17 protein-coding genes and 2 pseudogenes are annotated in these 18,263 nt (G+C 72.7%); 12 read left to right on the top strand and 7 right to left on the bottom strand.

The window, feature by feature from the left end; all coding sequences use genetic code 11:
• The first annotated feature begins 186 nt into the window (after nt 1–186).
• From KPL57_RS23995 to KPL57_RS23985, 3 genes are read left to right on the top strand one after another with little or no spacing between them, the layout of a single operon-like run.
• The gene (locus KPL57_RS23995; RefSeq protein ID WP_226353264.1) at nt 187–495 is read left to right on the top strand and encodes a hypothetical protein; all 309 of its coding nucleotides are present in this window, start codon (nt 187–189) and stop codon (nt 493–495) included.
• Nucleotides 480–2,231 carry a transglycosylase domain-containing protein gene (locus KPL57_RS23990; protein WP_264198465.1) on the top strand — a complete coding sequence of 584 codons (1,752 nt, stop codon included), beginning with the start codon at nt 480–482 and terminating at the stop codon, nt 2,229–2,231. Before KPL57_RS23995 ends, KPL57_RS23990 begins: the two co-directional genes overlap by 16 nt.
• 39 nt (nt 2,232–2,270) lie before the next feature.
• Entirely contained in the window at nt 2,271–2,483 is a 213-nt protein-coding gene (locus tag KPL57_RS23985) for a hypothetical protein (protein WP_020626576.1), read from the top strand.
• 55 nt (nt 2,484–2,538) lie between these two features.
• Here KPL57_RS23985 and KPL57_RS23980 read toward each other — a convergent pair whose 3' ends face one another.
• The gene (locus KPL57_RS23980; RefSeq protein ID WP_075306736.1) at nt 2,539–3,432 is read right to left on the bottom strand and encodes a LysR family transcriptional regulator ArgP; all 894 of its coding nucleotides are present in this window, start codon (nt 3,430–3,432) and stop codon (nt 2,539–2,541) included.
• 75 nt (nt 3,433–3,507) lie between these two features.
• Here KPL57_RS23980 and KPL57_RS23975 point away from each other — a divergent pair, with 75 nt between their 5' ends.
• The 4 genes from KPL57_RS23975 to KPL57_RS23960 are packed head-to-tail and all read left to right on the top strand — an operon-like array spanning nt 3,508 to nt 5,766.
• Nucleotides 3,508–4,104: a LysE/ArgO family amino acid transporter gene (locus tag KPL57_RS23975; protein ID WP_060712024.1), complete on the top strand. Its 597-nt coding sequence runs from the start codon at nt 3,508–3,510 to the stop codon at nt 4,102–4,104.
• A gap of 59 nt (nt 4,105–4,163) precedes the next feature.
• Nucleotides 4,164–4,994: an AraC family transcriptional regulator gene (locus KPL57_RS70115; RefSeq protein WP_226353258.1), complete on the top strand. Its 831-nt coding sequence runs from the start codon at nt 4,164–4,166 to the stop codon at nt 4,992–4,994.
• Nucleotides 4,991–5,383: a glyoxalase/bleomycin resistance/extradiol dioxygenase family protein gene (locus KPL57_RS23965; protein ID WP_226353257.1), complete on the top strand. Its 393-nt coding sequence runs from the start codon at nt 4,991–4,993 to the stop codon at nt 5,381–5,383. Before KPL57_RS70115 ends, KPL57_RS23965 begins: the two co-directional genes overlap by 4 nt.
• Nucleotides 5,380–5,766 carry an MmcQ/YjbR family DNA-binding protein gene (locus KPL57_RS23960; protein ID WP_226353256.1) on the top strand — a complete coding sequence of 129 codons (387 nt, stop codon included), beginning with the start codon at nt 5,380–5,382 and terminating at the stop codon, nt 5,764–5,766. The genes KPL57_RS23965 and KPL57_RS23960 overlap by 4 nt, the downstream gene beginning before the upstream one ends.
• Nucleotide 5,767: 1 nt before the next feature.
• On the opposite strand, the gene KPL57_RS23955 is transcribed toward KPL57_RS23960, so the two are convergent.
• Nucleotides 5,768–6,940, bottom strand: a complete 1,173-nt coding sequence (locus KPL57_RS23955; protein WP_226353255.1) for a serine hydrolase domain-containing protein — start codon at nt 6,938–6,940, stop codon at nt 5,768–5,770.
• Nucleotides 6,941–7,038: 98 nt separating this feature from the next.
• Here KPL57_RS23955 and KPL57_RS23950 point away from each other — a divergent pair, with 98 nt between their 5' ends.
• Complete coding sequence (locus tag KPL57_RS23950) at nt 7,039–7,644, top strand: TetR/AcrR family transcriptional regulator (RefSeq protein WP_226353254.1); 606 nt, start codon at nt 7,039–7,041, stop codon at nt 7,642–7,644.
• 98 nt (nt 7,645–7,742) lie between these two features.
• On the opposite strand, the gene KPL57_RS23945 is transcribed toward KPL57_RS23950, so the two are convergent.
• From KPL57_RS23945 to KPL57_RS23935, 3 genes are read right to left on the bottom strand one after another with little or no spacing between them, the layout of a single operon-like run.
• Complete coding sequence (locus KPL57_RS23945) at nt 7,743–8,678, bottom strand: proline/glycine betaine ABC transporter permease (protein ID WP_075306742.1); 936 nt, start codon at nt 8,676–8,678, stop codon at nt 7,743–7,745.
• A complete protein-coding gene (locus KPL57_RS23940) occupies nt 8,678–9,886 on the bottom strand; it encodes a glycine betaine/L-proline ABC transporter ATP-binding protein (protein WP_226353253.1) in 1,209 nt (402 codons plus the stop codon). Before KPL57_RS23940 ends, KPL57_RS23945 begins: the two co-directional genes overlap by 1 nt.
• Entirely contained in the window at nt 9,883–10,839 is a 957-nt protein-coding gene (locus KPL57_RS23935) for a glycine betaine ABC transporter substrate-binding protein (RefSeq protein WP_226353252.1), read from the bottom strand. Before KPL57_RS23935 ends, KPL57_RS23940 begins: the two co-directional genes overlap by 4 nt.
• A gap of 202 nt (nt 10,840–11,041) precedes the next feature.
• Between KPL57_RS23935 and KPL57_RS23930 the strand changes: the two genes are divergently transcribed.
• Nucleotides 11,042–11,899 (top strand): alpha/beta fold hydrolase, encoded by an 858-nt coding sequence (locus KPL57_RS23930; protein WP_226353251.1) that lies wholly within the window; start codon nt 11,042–11,044, stop codon nt 11,897–11,899.
• On the opposite strand, the gene KPL57_RS23925 is transcribed toward KPL57_RS23930, so the two are convergent.
• The gene (locus KPL57_RS23925; RefSeq protein ID WP_226353250.1) at nt 11,900–12,334 is read right to left on the bottom strand and encodes a TIGR03668 family PPOX class F420-dependent oxidoreductase; all 435 of its coding nucleotides are present in this window, start codon (nt 12,332–12,334) and stop codon (nt 11,900–11,902) included.
• Nucleotides 12,335–12,479: 145 nt separating this feature from the next.
• Nucleotides 12,480–13,193: pseudogene (locus KPL57_RS23920) on the bottom strand (SMP-30/gluconolactonase/LRE family protein); the annotation flags it as partial.
• A 111-nt stretch (nt 13,194–13,304) separates the two neighbouring features.
• On the opposite strand from KPL57_RS23920, the gene KPL57_RS23915 reads away from it, so the two are divergent.
• The 3 genes and pseudogenes from KPL57_RS23915 (at nt 13,305) to KPL57_RS23905 (ending at nt 18,120) form a co-directional block, all read left to right on the top strand.
• On the top strand, nt 13,305–14,219 hold the full coding sequence (locus KPL57_RS23915; protein ID WP_226353249.1) for a pirin family protein: 915 nt from the start codon (nt 13,305–13,307) through the stop codon (nt 14,217–14,219).
• Between the two features lie 170 nt (nt 14,220–14,389).
• Nucleotides 14,390–17,289: pseudogene (locus tag KPL57_RS23910) on the top strand (Tn3 family transposase).
• Between the two features lie 246 nt (nt 17,290–17,535).
• Nucleotides 17,536–18,120, top strand: a complete 585-nt coding sequence (locus tag KPL57_RS23905; protein WP_226351775.1) for a recombinase family protein — start codon at nt 17,536–17,538, stop codon at nt 18,118–18,120.
• The last annotated feature ends 143 nt before the right edge of the window (nt 18,121–18,263 follow it).

Below are 18,263 nucleotides of genomic sequence, written 5' to 3'. Positions count from 1 at the left end.
CGTCGACGCCGCGGCCCCCGGCCCGCGCCGCCGGCGCCGGGCCGAGCCCGACGGACCGTTCGACCGGGTCATCGCACTCGTCGGCCCCGGAGTGGGTGTCGTGCGTCGCCGCCTCGGCATCCTCGACGCCGACCAGAAGGCAGCCCCACCCCCGAGGAGCGCCGGACCCGGCGCCGCCGGCAGATCGTGTACTCGCTGGTCGGGACGGCCGCGTCGATCGTGCTGCTGCCGCTGCTGCTGCTCGGGATCGGCTGCTGCTGTTTCCCGATCCCCAGCACCGACGACGCCGTGCAGAACCAGATCGCCACCGTCTCCTACGCCGACGGCGGGCAGCTCGCCCGGCTGGTGCCCGAGCAGGGCAACCGGATCAAGGTCGGGATGGACGCCATCCCGATCCACGTGCGCGAGGCCGTGCTCGCCGCCGAGGACGGTCGTTCTACTCGAACCCGGGCTTCGACTTCACCGGCATCCTGCGCGCGATGGTCAACCAGCTGACCGGCGGCGTCGGCGGCGGATCGACGATCACCCAGCAGTACGTCAAGAACACCCTGGTCGGCAACGACGCGACCTACTGGCGCAAGTACAAGGAACTGATCGTCTCGTTGAAGGTCTCCGGGCAGAAGTCCAAGGACGAGATCCTCAACGACTACCTCAACGCCATCTACTTCGGCCGCGGCGCCTACGGCATCGAGTCCGCCAGCCTCGCCTACTTCGGCAAGCCCGCGGCCCAGCTGACCCCCAGCGAGGGCGCGCTGCTCGCCGGGATCATCCAGTCGCCGTCCAACTGGGACCCGGCGAACTCCCCGGACCGGGCGAAACAGCGCTGGAACTTCGTCCTCGACGGCATGAACGCCCAGGGCTGGATCTCCACGGCCGACCGGCAGGCCGCGGTGTTCCCACAGACGATCCCGCCGCAGAACACCTCCCGGTCGTCGTCGCTGACCGACGCACGCGGCCACATCCTCAACGCCGTCCGCTCCGAACTGGGCTCGCTGGGCATCTCCGAGCAGGCGTTCGCCCAGGGCGGCCTCCAGGTCACGACGACGATCGACCCGCAGCGCCAGCAGCAGCTCACCGACTCGGTCGAGCAGAAGCTGCGCGGCGAGCCCGAGCTGCTGCGCACCGGCGCCGTCGCGATCGACCCGCGCACCGGCGGGATCGTCGGCTACTACGGCGGCTCGAACGGCACCGGCCTCGACTACGCCCAGGTCATGAAGCAGCCCGGGTCGACGTTCAAGCCGTTCGCCGTGCTCGCCGGGCTCCTGAACGACCCGCCGATCGGCCTGGGCACCACCTTCGACGGGTCCGAGCGGCCGGGGCTGCGCAACGCCGAGGGCGCCAACTGCCCGCGCTGCGACCTCAAGCAGGCGATGACGATCTCCAACAACGTCGTCTTCACCAAGCTCGCCGCGCAGGTCGGACCGCAGAAGGTCGCCGACGCCGCCCGGCTCGCCGGGATCACCGCGCCGCTGGACAACCCGGACGCGCGGCTCCCGCTGGGCAACAAGGAGGTCACGCCGGTCCAGCTGGCGTCGGCCTACGCCACCATCGCCGCGGGCGGCGTCTGGCACCCCCCGCACATGGTGTCCAAGGTCGTCGACTCCGACGGGCGCGTGCTCTACGAGTACCAGCCCGGCGAGGGCGAGCAGCGTTTCCCCGAGCAGGTGGCACGCAACGTCGTCGAGGCGATGATGAACGTCGTCGACAACGACGGGCTGCAGCTGCCCGACGGGCAGGAGGCCGCCGGCAAGACCGGCACCGTCCAGTCGCGCTTCGAGGGCCAGAACAACGACGCCTGGTTCGCCGGCTTCACCCCCCAGATCGCGACGGCCGTGTGGGTCGGCACCGACCGCAACGACCCGATCCAGGACTCCTCCGGCCGCCCGATCAACGGCTCCGACCTGCCGGGATCGGTGTGGAAGGAGTTCATGTCCGACACCGTGCGCGCCACCGGCACGACCGAGTTCCCGGCGTTCAGGCCGATCGGCGAGGCACCCTCCACCCTGGCGCCCAACGAGCCGACCGCCCCGGCGACGCCGACCAGCACGCCCTCCGCCGAGCCCACCCCGGAGCCGACAGCGGAACCGGCCGCCCCCGCCGAGCCGCCTGCCCCGGCCCCCGTGGACCCGACCGGCGCCCCGGAGGCCACCGGCGACCCGCTGCCCGCCCCGCAGGACGACACCCAGCCCGGCGGCGACGCGGGCCGTGCCGCGGACCCGACCGTCGGCTGATCCGCCCCGTTCGCGCCACCGCCGGGCTACCGTGGACGGGTGACCGGTGACCATCACTTCGAGGTGGTGGCCTGGCGGGCGGACCGCAGGCTCACCCTCTACGTGCCGGGCATCGAGGCGTCGACCACCGTCGACGACCCCCGGGCGGCCGAGGACGCGGTCCGCGACCTGATCGCGGACCTCACCGGCGTCGACCGCGGGGTCATCACCTGCGACATCCGGCTCGGACGCCCCTGGCGCTCCGGGATCTGAGACCTGCCGGGTCTGGGGATCCGCGACCGGTCGGTGTGATCCGAGACCTCCCCGGTCAGCGGGACGGCGGCACCAGGATCGTGGCCGCCGCCGCACACACCGACTCGGTGAGCGCGTCGAGCACGGTGGTGCTGAGCTTCCAGTGCTGCCAGTAGAGCGGGACGTCGAGGTGGCGATCGGCGTCGAGCAGCACGAGCCGCCCGGCGGCCGCAGCCTCCCGCGCCGGGCCGTCGGTGAACATCCCCCAGCCCAGACCGGCACGGATCGCCTCGTGGTAGCCGTCGGCGGCGGGCACCCGGTGGGCCGGACCGGTGCACGGCCGGTGGGTGAGCCCGCGGACGAACCGGGTCTGCAACACGTCCTTCGACCCGAAGTCGACCCGCGGCGCGAGCGGGAACGCCTCGGCCGGGTCCCGCCCGGCGAACCACCGGTCGTACACCGGCCGGGCCGCGACGGGCCGGTAACGGGTCGCGCCCAGCGGCCGGACCGCGCAGCCCTGCACCGGCGCCGACGACGTCGTGACCGCCCCGACCACCGAACCCTCGCGGAGCAGCGCCGCGGTGTACTGCTCGTCGTCGACGTGCAGGTCCAGCCGGACCCCGTGCCGGGCGGCCAGGGGCACCACCGCGGACAGGAACCAGTGGGTCACCGAGTCCGCGTTCACCGCGATCGGCAGGTGCGTGCCCGCGGTGTCGGCACTACCGAAGCCGGCCTCGACCTCCCCCTCGAGCACCGCGATCTGGCGCGCCAGCCGCAGCAGCGCGGCCCCCTCCTCGGTCGCGACGCACGGACGCGTGCGGCGCACCAGGATCCGGCGCGCCTGCCGTTCCAGGGCCTTGATCCGCTGGGACACCGCGGACGGCGTGATCGACAGCCGCGCGGCGGCGGCGTCGAAACCGCCCTCCTCGACAACGGCGCTCAGGGTGGCCAGCTGATCCCGGTCGTACATGAAGCAAAGCTACACTTCATGAAGTTCTTTCAGTTCTCGACGTCCTCCTGACGCGGTCGGCCTAGCGTCGACGACGTGAGTGTGCTGGCGGGATTCGGGACGGGACTGTCGCTGATCGCGGCGATCGGGGCACAGAACGCGTTCGTGCTGCGGCAGGGGCTGCGCCGCGAGCACGTCCCGGCGGTGGTGCTGTTCTGCGTGCTGGCCGACCTGGTGCTGGTGACCGCGGCGGTCGCGGGTGTCGGGCTGGTCGTCGACCGCGTACCGGGCCTGGTCGAGGTGGTGCGGTGGGGCGGCGTCGTCTGGCTGACCGGCTACGGGCTGGTGGCGCTGCGGCGCGCCGTCCGTCCCGGCTCGCTCGACGCCGACGCGCACGGCTCGGCCCGGCCGCTCGTACCCGTCCTGGGGAGCGCGGCGGCGCTGACCTTCCTCAACCCGCACATGATGCTGGACCTGCTCGTCCTCGGGTCGCTGGCCGCCGCCCACGGCGACGACGGCCGGTGGGCGTTCGGCGCCGGGGTGGTCGTGGCCAGCCTGACCTGGTTCTCCGGGCTGGGCTTCGGCGCGGCGCGGCTCGCCGGGCTGTTCGCGCGGCCGACCGCGTGGCGGGTGCTCGACGGTGTCGTCGCGGCGGTGATGCTCGGGCTCGCCGCCGGCCTCGCCGTCTCCTGAGTCCCACCGGACCGTCCCGGCGGTGCGCGACCCGGCCGATCCGGAGTAGAACGTGACCCGTGTCCGCCGAGTACGTGTCGGTGCAGCCGCCCGTCGCGCTGCGCGGTCGGGTGCTGCGCCTGCTCGGTTACCGCGAGCACGCCGACGCGCCGCGGCGGCGTCGTCAGCCCGCGGCCGGCGGGGTCGCGCTGATCCTGGGGCTCCATCCGCTGACCCTGTCCGGCCCCGCGCTCGGCACCGCGACGGCGGACGCGTTCGTCGGCGCGCCGAGCGACACCTGGGTGCTGACCGAGTTCACCGGCCCACAGGCCGGGGTGCAGGTCGACCTCACCCCGGCGGCGGCGTTCACCGTGCTCGGCGGGCGTGCGCTGCCCGGCGGCGCGGTCCCGCGCCTGGACGAGCTGCACGACCCCACGCTGGCCGCGCTGCCCGCACGCCTCGCCGCCGAACCGACCTGGGCCCGACGGTTCGCACTGGTCAACGCACTGCTGGCGGAGCGGCTGCTCGACCCGCGCGCACGCGTCGTCGCACCGGAGGTGTGCTGGGCGTGGGACCGGCTCCTCGCCACCGACGGCCGGGTCGGCGTCAGGGAGCTGGCCGCGGGGACCGGGTGGAGCACACGGCACCTGCAGTCCCGCTTCCGCGACCAGGTCGGTCTGACCCCGGGCACCGCGCGCCGTGTCCTGCGCTTCGGCCGGGCCGCGGGCCTGGTCGGGCGTGGCAGCGACCCGCTCGCCGCGATCGCCGCCACATGCGGCTACGCCGACCAGGCCCATCTCACGCGCGAGTTCCGCGCGCTGGCCGGGCTGTCACCCGCCGCGTTCCGGGCCGAGGTGTTCGCATCCGTTCAAGACCTCCTGCCCGGCCCCGACCAGGATCGGGCGTCATGAGCATCCACCCCACCCTCCGCTACGACGACCCACGCGCCGCGATCGCGTTCCTCACCACCGCGCTCGGCTTCCGGGAGGCCGCCGTCCACACCGGTGAGGACGGCACCGTCGCCCACGCCGAGCTCGCCTGGGACGACGGCGACGACACCGGCCTCGTCCTGATCGGACCGCGCCGGCCCGGCGGCGACCGCTTCGACACCGGCCCGGCCGTGATCTACCTGACGTGCGACGACCCGGACGCGGTGCACGCCCGTGCGGTCGCCGCCGGGGCGCAGATCGCCATGGCCCCGACCGACCAGGACTACGGTTCACGCGAGTGCGCCGTCACCGATCCGGAGGGCACCACCTGGAGCGTGGGGACCTACCGGCCGTCCCCGGGGCGCCCGTGACCGCACGCCACCCGGACCCCGCCGACCCGCTGCCGTGGCTGCGGGAGATCTGCCTGTCGCTGCCCGAGGTGACCGAGAAGCTCAGCCACGGGTCGCCGTCGTGGTTCGTGCGGAGGATGTTCGTGTCCTACGCCGACCACCACCACGGCCACCCGCACCGGGCGTTCTGGTGCGCCGCTCCCCCGGGCGTCCAGTCCGAGCTGGTCGCCGAGGACCCGGTCCGGTTCTTCCGGCCCGCCTACGTCGGCCACCGCGGCTGGCTCGGGGTGGTGCTGGACGGCACCGGACCCGACGCCGCCGACCGGGACGAGATCACCGAGATCGTGACCGACGCGTGGCGTTGCGTCGCCCCGGCCCGGCTGGCCGCCCGGCTCGACCGCTGACTCAGGCCGCGGCGCCCGACTCCCGGACCGACCGGAGCAGCGCCGTGAGCAGCCGGGCGTGGTCGGCGTCGGCCTGGCTCGGGACGAGGAAGCGGCGGCGCAGGACGGCGTAGGACAGCTCGTTGCGCGGGTCGGCGAGCGCCTGCTGACCGCCGGCCCCGCTGTGGCCGAACGACCCGGCAGCCAGCATCGGGTAGACCTCCGAGGAGGCGTGGAACCCGACCGCCCACGCCTTGTGCTGCCGCAGGACCAGGTCGAAGCCGGCGGTCTGGATCTGGGCGAACGCCGCGAGCGTGTCCGGGCGGAGCAGCGCGGGGCGGCCGTCGATCGGGCCGGTCGCGGCCGCGTAGAGCGCCGCGAGGGCGTGCGCGGTTCCGATCCCACCGAGCGAGGCGGGTCCCCGGGAGCGGACCACCGGGTGGGCCGGCAGCTCCCAGACCTCGCAGCCCTCGGGGTGCTGCCGGTTGAACGCGATCCCGGGCAGACCGTCCGCTGCGCCCGCGCCCGCGGCGAGCTCCCGCAGGCGCTCGGGTGTGGCGATCATGGGCTGCGGGGCGAGGAACCGGCGCTCGGCCTCCGCGGGCAGCCCGAGGTGCAGGTCCAGGCCCAGCGGCCCGGTCAGCAGCTCCCGGACGAGCACACCCACGTCCGACGAGGTGGCCCGGCGGACCACCTCGCCGGTGAGGGCCGACTCGACCAGGGCGTGGTAGCCCGACGAGGTGCCGGGACGCCAGAACGGGCGCTGCGCCCCGAGCCGCCGGGCCACCAGCCGGTCGTCGGAGAGCTCGTCGACGGAGAAGCCCTCGGGCGTTCCGACCAGACCCGCCTGGTGGGCGAGCAACTCGCGCAGCAGCAGGTCCTGCTTCCCGCCGGTGGCGAACTCCGGCCAGTAGTGGGCGACCCGCTCGTCCAGGTCCAGGACCCCCTCCTGGACCAGCAGCGCGACGAGGAGATGGGTCACGCCCTTGGTCGCCGAGTAGATGCCCAGGAGGGAGTCGGGGCCGGTCTCCGGACCGGCCCACAGGTCCACCACCGGCCGGCCCCGGTGCCGGGCCGAGACCTGGACGTCGAGGGGGGCACCCTCGGCCGCGAGCAGCGCGGCGAACGCGTCCCTCACGGGTTCGAAACCGTTGGCGACCGTGCCCTGCACCGTGGGCCTCTCGAGTGTCCGCATCGCCTGGTCCTCCCTCTCCTTCGGTAAGTGACCATTGGATACTAACCTAGGCGGGCGGCCGTCGGGCCGTGACGGGCGCCTCGCCTACAGTCCGGCCCATGACACCGACCCCGGACGCGGGCGGTCCCGGACGCCGGCCGGGCCGGCCGCCGCGGCTCAGCCGCGACGCGATCGTCGAGGCCGTCGCGTCCACCGCGAACCTCGACACCCTGACGGTGCGCGAGCTCGCCGCCCGGCTGCAGGTGAGCCACGGCGCGCTCTACCGCTGGGTGCGCAACCGCGACGAGCTCGTCGACCTGGTCAGCGCCACCGTGGTCGACCGGGTCCTCGGCAGGCTCGACGACGACCCCCGCGGACCGGCCCCGACGGCCGCGGACCAGCTGGAGCGGCTCGGCACCGCCATGCACGCGGAGTTCCTGGCGCTACCGGGCTACGCCACGCACCTGTCCCGGCCGCACCGCCACCACACGCCCTCGGTCGAGCGGCTCCGGGACACCGCGGTCGCGGCGTTCGTGCGCGACGGCGTCGCCGAGGACCTCGCGGTGCAGAGCTGGCAGATCTTCGTGACCTGCACGGTCGGGTGGCTGGCCGCGGTGGAGAACGCGCAGCATCCCGGGGCCGGGGTGCCGGACTTCCCGGTCGTCCTCGACGTGCTGGTCCGCGGACTGCCCGCCCGTCCCCTCGGCGGCGTGGACGGGTCGTGATCACCGGTCGTGGAGCGTGGCGTCCGCGTCACGGACGGCACGGACGGTCCGCTCCACAACCGGTGATCATGCGGGGCGGGCGGACGCCGCCCGCCGCGTCACACGGTCGCGTTGTTCCCCGCCAGACCGGCGAGGTTCGACGGGTTGCGCAGCCCGGCCGGGTCGACCGCCTTCTGCGGGCGCCGGGCACGCAGCTTGGCCAGCAGGCTGCCCTCCGGCCGCTCGGCCAGCGCCGAGGTGAACCGGTCGAGGAAGATCGCCACGATGACGACGGCGAGCCCACCCTCGACGCCGGTCGCGATGTCGAGCTGGGTGACCGCGCTGACCACCGTCGTGCCCAGCCCGTCGGCTCCGGCGAGGCCCGCGACGACCACCATCGACAACGCCAGCATGATCACCTGGTTGACGCCGGCCATGATCGACGGCAGCGCCATCGGCAGCTGCACCTCGCGCAGGATCTGGCGGGGGTGGGCCCCGAAGGCGTGCGCCGCCTCGACGACCTCGCCGTCGACGCCCCGGATGCCCAGCTCGGTGAGCCGTACCGCCGGCGCGATCGAGAACACGATCGTCGCGATGACGCCCGGGACCACGCCGATGCCGAACAGCAGCACCACGGGGATCAGGTAGACGAACGCCGGGACCGTCTGCGCCAGGTCGAGCACCGGTCGCAGGGTCCGGCTCGCCGCGCGGCTGCGCGCGGCCCAGATCCCCAGCGGCACCCCGATGACCACCGCGATCAGCGCCGCGACGAGCACCAGACCGAAGGTCTCCATCGTCTCGGTCCACAGGTCGAACGAGGACACGAGGAGGAAGCCGAGCAGGGTGAACACGGCGAACCCGACCCCGCGCACGAGCAGCGCGAGCGCGACCAGCAGCACCAGCCAGACCCACCACGCCGGGGTGGTGAACACCGCGGTCACGGCCTCGACGACCGCGGTGATCACGACCCCGATGGCGTCGAGCACGACCCCGGCGTTCTGCAGCAGCCAGAGGATGAAGGCCTCGACGTAGCTCCCGAACTCGAACCTGGGCATCAGGCGTTCCTCCCGTCGGCGGTGGCCTCGTCATGGGTCGACAGGGCGGCGAGCACGGCACCCCGCGGGACCACGCCGGTGAGCCGGCCGTCGTCGACCACCGCGAGCGGGACCGGGTTGCGCCCGACCTGGTGCAGCAGGTCGATGAGTGGCCGGTCCGGTTCGGTGGTGCGGTACTCCTCGACCAGCGCGGACCGGTCGATGCCGGTGGCGTTCCGGCCCGCGGCGTGGCCGAGCCAGTCGTCGCGGACGACGCCGAGGATGCGCTGGTCGTCGTCGACGACGTAGGCGCCGGTCGCCTCGGCCTTGCCGAGCCGGACCAGCACGTCCGCCGGCCGCTCGTCGAGGGTGACGGTGATGCGGGCAGCCCGGATCACGTCGGCGGCGGTGAGGACGCGGCTGCGGTCGACGTCGGAGACGAAGTCGGCGACGTAGTCGTCGGCCGGGGACTCCAGGATCTGCGGCCCGGTGCCGACCTGGACCAGCCGGCCGTCCTTGAGCAGCAGGATGCGGTCGCCCAGCAGCATGGCCTCGTTGAGGTCGTGGGTGATGAACACGATCGTCTTCTTGAGGTCCCGCTGCAGGCGGACGAGCAGCTGCTGCATGTCGCGCCGGATCAGCGGGTCCAGCGCGGAGTAGGGCTCGTCCATCAGGAGCACCTCGGTGTCGCTGGCCAGGGCCCGGGCCAGCCCGACGCGTTGCTGCATGCCGCCCGAGAGCTGACCCGGCAGCGCGTCGGCGCGGTCGCCGAGGCCGACCTGCTCCAGCGCCCACTCCGCCTTCTCACGACGGGTGCGGGCGTCGACGCCGCGGATCTGCAGCCCGTACTCGGCGTTCTGCGCGACGGTGCGGTGCGGCAGCAGCGCGAAGTGCTGGAACACCATCGCGATCCGCTCGTTGCGCAGGGTCCGCAGGTCGGCGGCGCCGAGGGAGCCGAGGTCGCGGCCGTCGACGGTGATGCTGCCCGAGGTCGGCTCGATGAGCCGGTTCAGCAGCCGGACCAGGGTCGACTTGCCCGACCCGGACAAGCCCATGATCACGAACAGCTCGCCGTCGGCGATGTCGAAGGACACGTCGTGCACGGCGAGCGTCGCGCCGGTGCGGCGCTGGATCTCCGACCGGCCGATACCCTCGCCGGCCAGCCGGACGGCCTCGTCGGCGGCGCGGCCCTCGCCGAAGACCTTGGTCAGGTTCCGTACCTCGATCATGCTCCCGCTCCCACCCACTGGCGGACGCGGTCCGGGTGCGCGGCCACGTAGTCCCGCGCCACCGCCTCCACGTCCTCGTTGTCCACGTCGACCCGCTGGAGCATCTGCTCGACATCGGCCAGCGGCAGCTCGAACCGGCGCAGCATCGACGCGAACCCGGGGCTGGTGCGCGCCAGGTCCGGGCTCGCCGCGGTCCAGGCCGAGTACGCCGGCATGGCGCAGGCACCGTCGCCGGTGGTGTAGCAGTCCTCGCGCGCCGGGGTCGGCTCCGTCAGCTTGGTCAGCGCGAGCTCCTCGAAGATGTAGTGCGGCCGGTACAGGTAGACCAGGATCGGCTGGCGGCGCTCGTAGGCGCGGCGCAGCTCGGCGATCTGCGCGGCCTCGCTGGAAGTGACCTGCTCCAGGTTCAGCTTGTACCCGGCGAGCCGCTTGGCGTTGTACTCGGTGGTGAGGAAGCTGGGGTCGGAGTCGACGAGCCGGTTGCCCAGGGCGTCGGCGTAGTCGTTCAGCTGGGTCACGCTGGTCAGCCCGGCCAGCGGCTGGCCCGGCGCGACCGCGTAGCTCGGGACGTACCAGCCCTGCTCGGCGCCGGAGTAGGTCGGGTGCACCAGCTCGATCCGGTCCTTCGCCTTCGCGGCCAGCTCGGACTGGTTGGGCATCGCGACCTCGGACAGGGCGTCGACGTCGCCGCGCTGGGCGCCTGCCCACGCCGTCGCGGGTCCGACCTGGATGGTCTTGAGCCGGCCGACGCCGAGCTCCGGGTGGGTCGCGACGACCTCACCGAGGATGGCGTTCGTCAGCTTCGCCGCGCTCCACGGGAACTGGGCGAGCCGGACGGTCGGACCGTCGGCCCCGGCGGACGCACAGCCGGATGCGGCCACCAGCACCGCGAGCAGCGCGGTGACCAGGCGGACCGTCCTGGTCCGGGGTACGGGAACGGGCGGATCGGCCACGGGGGCACGTCCTCTCGGGGATCGTCGACTCTCCGCGTCCCGATCGGCTCCAGGACACGCGGGCGGGGGTCAACGACAGGCGGACGACCACATCCGGCACAGGTCGACGTGCAGCCGCGACGTCAGCCGGAGGTCGGGAATCACGCGAACGACCCTTCACGACCCTTCCGGACGGCGCAACAGCGGGCACTACGATCGTGACGTGTCTGCGACGTCGCTGCTTGAGCTGGACGGTCTGCGCCACGAGTACTCCGACACCGGCGATCCGGGCGACGGCCGCGCGCCCCTGCTGTTCCTGCACGAGGGACTCGGCTCGGTCGGGCTCTGGCGGGGCTTCCCCGAGCGGATCGCGGCGGAGTCCGGGCGCCGGGCCGTCGCGTACTCCCGGCTCGGGCACGGCCGCTCCGACCGGCCGCGCACCCCGCGGACCACGACGTTCATGGCGACCGAGGCGACGACGACCGTCCCGACCCTGTGCGCGGCCCTCGGCCTGGAGCGTCCGATCCTGGTCGGGCACTCCGACGGCGGCACGATCGCGCTGCTCGCGGGCCGCGGCGATGCCGGTGAGCGGGTGGTCGTGCTCGCCCCGCACGTTCTGACCGAGCCGTTCGCCCTCACCGCGATCCGGGCGGCCCGCACCGCGTTCACCGAGGGTGACCTTCGCACCCGGATGGCCCGCCACCACGACGACCCGGACACCACGTTCCACGGGTGGAACGACATGTGGCTGGCCGAGGAGTTCACCTCCTGGGACGTCCGCGACGCGCTGGCCGGGATCACCGCGCCGGTGCTGGGTCTGCAGGGCGACGACGACCCCTACGGCAGCATCGTGCACGTGCGCGCGGTGGAGGAACGGGCGTCCGGGCCGGTCACGGTGACCGAGCTGCCCTGCGGGCACGCACCCACCTGGAGCTCCCCGACGAGACCACCGCCGCGATCACCAGGTTCCTCCACCCCCTGCCCTGACCCCGTTCCCCCGCGCTCCCGCGTCCGCGCGCGGATTCGCGGTGCGCGCGCGACGCGACGCGCGCGGGGGCCGGTTCCGCGCGCGGACGCGTGATCACGGGGGCGGGGTGGCGGTCCAGGCGGTCCAGCGGGTCGGGGTCAGGGCGACGACCGGGCCCTCGGGGGGACGGGCGGCGTAGGGGGCGTACCGGTCGGCCAGTGCCGCGACGGCTCGGGAGTGCAGGTCGCCGTCGTCGTGGATCGCGGCGGTGGCGGCGAGGCGGACCCACCACAGCCGGGTCCAGTCGTCGTCGTAGTGGTCGGCCAGCAGCGCCACCCGCGGGTCGGCCTCGATGTCGCGCAGCCGCGCGAGCCTGCGGTGCCGTTTGGGCTTGACGTCGTCGACGGCGGACACCACCAGCCCGTCGACCAGGGCGAAGGTGATCGGCACCAGGCGCGGGGTGCCGTCGGTCGCGCGGATCGTCGCGAGCCGCGCCACCCGCGCGCCGGTCAGCAGCGCGCGGGCGGCGGTCTCGTCGAGGGAGGGCACAGCGGTCAGGCCGCGGGGACGGCCACGCGCACGGCGAGCAGCTGCGCCAGGCGGGTGTCGCGGCGCTCGTGCTCGGCGAACCGGGGGCCGTGCAGAGGAACAGGGTGCGGCCGTCGTCGCCGCCGAGGGCGCAGGCGTACGTGCCGACCTGCCCGGTGGACACCTCGCCGTCGACGAGACCGCCGGGCCGGACCCGGATCGCGCGGTTGCCGATGGCGTCGGCGACCCAGATCGCACCCTCGGCGTCGGGGACGGAGATCCCGTCCGGGGCGACGGTCAGCTCGGCGATGGCGTCGGACGGGTCGTCGGCGGCCGACGGCGGACCGAACAGGGCCCAGTCCCGGCGCGGGCCGAGCGTGCCGTCGTCGCCGATCGCGAAGGCAGACAGCCGGTTGCCGAAGGTCTCGGCGACGACGAGGTCCCCGCCGGTCAGTGCGGGCCCGTTCGCGAAGTGCAACGGCTCGCTCGCGACCGACACGGTGCCGTCGGGCGCCACGCGCAGCAGCGGGGCCGCGGCGCGCGGGGCACCGTTCATCAGGTCGAAGCCGAAGGTTCCCACCCAGAGCCCGCCGCCGCCGTCGACGACCATGTCATTGAGCAGGTGCTCGGTGTGGCCGGACAGGTCGGCGTGGGTGACCAGGGTGCCGTCGGACTCGCGGCGCAGGATCCGCCGGTCGCGCATGGACACCACGAGCAGCCGTCCGTCGGGCAGCCAGCCCAGCCCCGACGGCTGCTGCGGCACCTCGGCCTCGGTGCGCAGGTCCGACCCGTCGGCGCGGGCCGAGAGCACCCGGTGGGTGTAGAAGTCGCTGAGCCAGATCCTCCCGTCGTGCCAGCGTGGGCCCTCGAGGAAGGACATGTCCGACAGCACCGTCGACAGCTCCGCCATGGTGATCAGTCTGGCCTGCCGGGAATCGGGACGCCAGCGCAGTCGTTGACCGTGCAACAACCACCGACCGTGGAGGTCCCGATGCCCGCCGTCTCCGTCGCCGACGTCAGCGCCCTGCCCCGCGTGCCCGTTCCGGGCCCGACCGACCTGGACCGGGGTGTCCGCAGCGTCACCACCGCCCCGCGCGGCTACGAGGGCGAGGGTTTCCCGGTCCGCCGCGCCTTCCAGGGGGTGGACCTGCGCGACCTCGACCCGTTCCTGTACATGGACCAGATGGGCGAGGTCGAGTACGCACCGGGCGAGCCGAAGGGCACCTCCTGGCACCCGCACCGCGGGTTCGAGACCGTCACCTACATCATCGACGGGACCTTCGAGCACGGTGACAGCCACGGCGGCGGCGGGACGATCACCGACGGCGACACCCAGTGGATGACCGCGGGATCGGGCCTGCTGCACATCGAGCGCCCCCCGGAGTCGCTGGTGCGCAGCGGCGGCCTGTTCCACGGTCTGCAGCTGTGGGTGAACCTGCCGCGCGCGGACAAGTGGCTGCCGCCGAAGTACCAGGACCTGCGCGGCGGCGAGTCCGCGCTGGTCGCCACGCCCGACGGCGGCGCACTGCTGCGGGTGATCGCCGGTGACGTCGCCGGCGTGTCCGGGCCCGGCTCGACGCACACCCCGATGGCGATGGTGCACGCCACCCTCTCCCCCGGCGCGCAGCTGCGGCTGCCCTGGCCGCGGCCGTACAACGCGCTGGTCTACGTGCTGTCCGGGGCGGGCACGGTCGGTGCCGACCGGCGCCCGGTCCGGACCGGTCAGCTCGCGGTCTTCGGGCCCGGGGACCTGATCACCGTCGAGGGCAACACCGCGCAGGAGGCCCGCCACCCGTCGCTGGACGTCGTGGTGCTGGGCGGGCAGCCGATCCGTGAGCCCGTCGCCTGGGCAGGGCCGTTCGTGATGAACACCCGCGAGGAGGTCCAGCAGGCGTTCGAGGACTAGGGGTGCCGGTAAGGATCGTGTCATCAGCCGCAAACGAGCGCTGGGGGCTTGACCCTGAATCTCTGGTCGCGGCGGTGTCCGGGGGGTGGGAGTAGCGTCCGTGCGTGGCGCGTGAGCTGGGTCAGGACGAACTGATCGATCGGTGGACGCTGGTCGAGGCCGAGCTGGCGATGGTGGCCGGCAAGCGTGGCGCGACGCGGCTCGGGTTCGCGGTGTTGCTGCGCTTTTACACCGAGCACGGCCGGTTTCCCCGCAGCCGGAGCGAGATCCCCGACGCCGCTGTGGACTACGTGGCCCGGCAGGTCGGTGTGCCGGTGACCGAGCTGGCGTTCTACGACTGGTCCGGCCGCACGATCGAGTTCCATCGCAGCCAGATTCGCCGGACACTGGGGTTCCGGGAGTGCAGCGTCGCCGACGCCGACAAGCTCACCGAGTGGCTGGTCACCACCGTCACCCAGACCGAGCGCGGCGCTGAACGTGTCCGTGACCAGCTGCTGGACCGGTGCCGGGAGGAACGTATCGAGCCGCCCACCGGCGGCCGCGTCGACCGGATCGTGCGCTCGGCGCTGCACCGCGGCGAGGAGCTGCTGTTCGCACGGGTGGCGATCCGCTTATCCGAGGCGGTGCGCGTTCGGCTGTTCGCCTTGGTCGCGGCCGGTGCCGATGACGACGGCCAACCCGGCGGGGACGGTGACGGGCCGGCGGTGCTGGCCTCGATCCGGTCCGATCCGGGCAACGTCAGCCTGAACACGATGTTGACCGAGATCGCCAAGCTGGAAGCGGTACGGGCGGTCGGCCTGTCAGCCGGCGTGTTCGCCGACATCGCCCCGAAGGTGGTCGCCGCCTGGCGGGCGCGGGCGGCGGTCGAGGCGCCCAGCCACCTGCGCGGACACGCGCCTGAGGTGACGCTGGCCCTGCTGGCGGCGTTGTTGCACTGCCGGGAACGGGAGATCACCGACACGCTGGTCGAGCTGCTGATCTCCACCGTGCACCGGATCAACGCCCGCGCCGAGGTCCGGGTGACCAAGGAGCTGATCAAGGAGTTCAAGCGGGTCACCGGCAAGGAGAACTTGCTGTTCCGGGTCGCCGAGGCGACCGTGAACGCCGGCGACCAGCTCGTGCGCGACACCGTGTTCCCGGTCGCGCCGCAGGCCGTGCTGGCCGACCTGATCGCGGAGTTCAAGTCCTCCGGGCCGACCTACCAGCGCACCGTGAAGGCCACGCTGAAGGGCTCCTACACCAACCACTACCGGACTGGGCTGATCAAGCTGCTGGACGTGCTGGAGTTCCGCAGCAACAACACCACCCACCGGCCGGTGCTCGACGCGCTGGAGCTGATCACCCGCTACGCCAGCGCCGGGAACCTGCACTACTACCCGGCCGGCGAGCACATCCCGGTCCATCGCGGCCTGAGCGAGGACTGGGAGGCGCTGGTTTACAAGGACGACAAGCGCCGCCGGCAACGGGTCGTGCGCATGGTCTACGAGGTGTGCACCTTCCAGGCGCTACGCGAGCAGTTGCGGTGCAAGGAAATCTGGGTCGTCGGCGCGGACACCTGGCGCAACCCGGCCGAAGACCTTCCGACCGATTTCGAGGACCATCGCGTCGAGCACTACCAGGCGCTGCGCAAGCCGCTGGACCCCAGCCAGTTCATCGCCGACCTGCAAGCCGAGATGCGCGCCGAGCTGGAGGCCCTGCACACCGCCCTGCCGGGCTGCGATTGGTTGTCGATTAGCGACCGCGCGGCTGGCGCGGTCAAGCTGGCCCCGCTGGAGGCCTCGCCGGAGCCGCGCAACCTGCGCCGGCTCAAGCAGGCTGTGCAGGCCCGGTGGGGCACGGTGCCGCTGATCGACATGCTCAAGGAGGCGGTGCTGCGCACCGGCTGCCTGTCGGCGGTGACCTCGGTCGCCGACCGCGGCACCTTGCCCGAGCACGTGCTGGCCGAGCGGTTGCTGCTGGCTATCTACGGGTACGGCACCAACACCGGCATCCGTGCGGTCGCCGGCGGCGAGCACGGGCATTCCGAGGACGAGATTCGCTACGCCCGGCGCCGCTACCTGAGCACCGAGGCCGCGCGGCAGATCGCGATCGAGATCGCCAACGCCACCTTCGCCGCCCGCCAGCAGACACTGTGGGGCGACGGATCCACGGGGCCAGCGACTCGACTCACTTCGGCGCGTTCGACCAGAACATCTTCACCGAGTGGCACTCCCGCTACGGCGGCCGAGGGGTGCTGATCTACTGGCACGTCGAGCGCGGCTCCGTGGTGATCCACTCGCAGCGGCTGAACTGCTCGGCCTCCGAGGTGCACGCGATGGTCGACGGCGCGATCCGGCATGGCACCGACATGCAGGTCGAGGCCAATTACGTGGACACGCATGGTCAGTCCGAGATCGGGTTCGGCATCACGAAGCTGCTCGGGTTCGACCTGCTGCCGAGGATCAAGCGGATCAACAAGGTCAAGCTGTACCGCCCGGCTGCTGGCGAGCCAGACGCCTGGCCGGGTCTGGCACCGGCGATGACCCGCCCGGTCCGGTGGGACCGCATCGCTGAGCAGTACGACCAGATGCTCAAGTACGCCACCGCGATCCGCGTGGGCACCGCCTCGACCGAGGCGATCCTGCGGCGATTCATGAAGGCCAACGCAGCGCACCCGACCTACCAGGCGATGATCGAGCTGGGCCGGGCGCAAAAGACCATCTTCTTGGCCCGTTACCTGCACAGCCGGGCACTCCAGCGAGAGATCCACGAGGGCCTGAACGTGGTCGAGTCGTGGAATCGGGCCAACGCGGTCATCTTCTACGGCAAGGGCGGGGACCTGGCCACCAACCGGCGCGACGAGCAGGAGATGAGCGTGCTGTGCCTGCGGATCTTGCAGGCCGCCCTGGTGTACGTGAACACCCTGATGATCCAGGACCTGCTCGCTGGCTCCGAGTGGGACGACGCGCTCACCGCTGAGGATCGGCGCGGGCTGACGCCGCTGTTCTGGGCGCACGTGCTGCCCTACGGCGAGGTGCGGCTGAACATGGACGCCCGTCTTCGCCTGGCCGCCGCCGCCTCCAGCGGCTGACTGGCCGGTCTCGAAACCAAGGTTCCGCGACAGCGTGCAGGCGAGTTCGGACATCGACATCACCCCAGGTCACGCTGTCTCACAATCTAACGTCGAAACACCGCCTCGAAACACGGCCACATGGTAAACTTATGAGACAGTTGCGGGAGGAAACGAGACGATCATGACCGGCGAGTCCGCCATTACCGACCCGCGGATCGCCGCCGCCCTGGATGCCGACCGGGACCAGGCCAGGACGGTGACGTGATGGAACTGGGCTACGCCCGCGTCTCGACCACACACCAGGACCTCGAACGACAGCTCGACGCCCTGGGCCACCACGGCATACCCGACGAGCGGATCTACACCGACAAGAAGACCGGCGCCACCATCGACCGGCCCGGCTTCACCGAGCTGCGCCGCTACGCCCGCTCCGGCGACACGATCATCGCGACCAACCTCGACCGACTCGGCCGCAATCTGCGCGAATGCCTCAACGTCGTGCACGAGCTGCGCGAGCAGGGCATCGGGATCAAGACCCTGAAGGACCCGATCCCGATCGACACCACCGACGACTCGCCGATGGCCGAACTCGCCGTCGCGCTACTGGCGCTGTTCGCACACATGGAACGAGTGTTCATGCGCGAACGCGCCGCCCACGCCCGCGAGGCCACCGCAGCCACGGGCAAACTGCCCGGCCGACCCCGCAAACTCGACCCCAACCAGCTCGCCGCGGCCCAGGCCGCCCTCGACACCGGCCAGACCGCCGACCAGATCGCAGCCGCGTTCGGCGTCAGCCGCGCCACCCTCTACCGCAACCTCACCGAAAATAAACCCGCTGACCAGCAATGATCGACTCGTTTGCGGCTGGTGACAACTCCCTTACCGGCGCCCCGACTACCAGCGCGGCCGCCTCGGCGTGGTGCCGTCGGACTACGTGCCGCACGGGTCGCTCCCCGGCTCGTTCAACTGATGGGTTGAATACGAGCCCTCCC

Source organism: Pseudonocardia sp. ICBG601 (assembly GCF_020496245.1).
The sequence above is the reverse complement of the archived record's forward strand: the minus strand, read 5'-3'. Positions and strand labels throughout refer to the sequence as shown.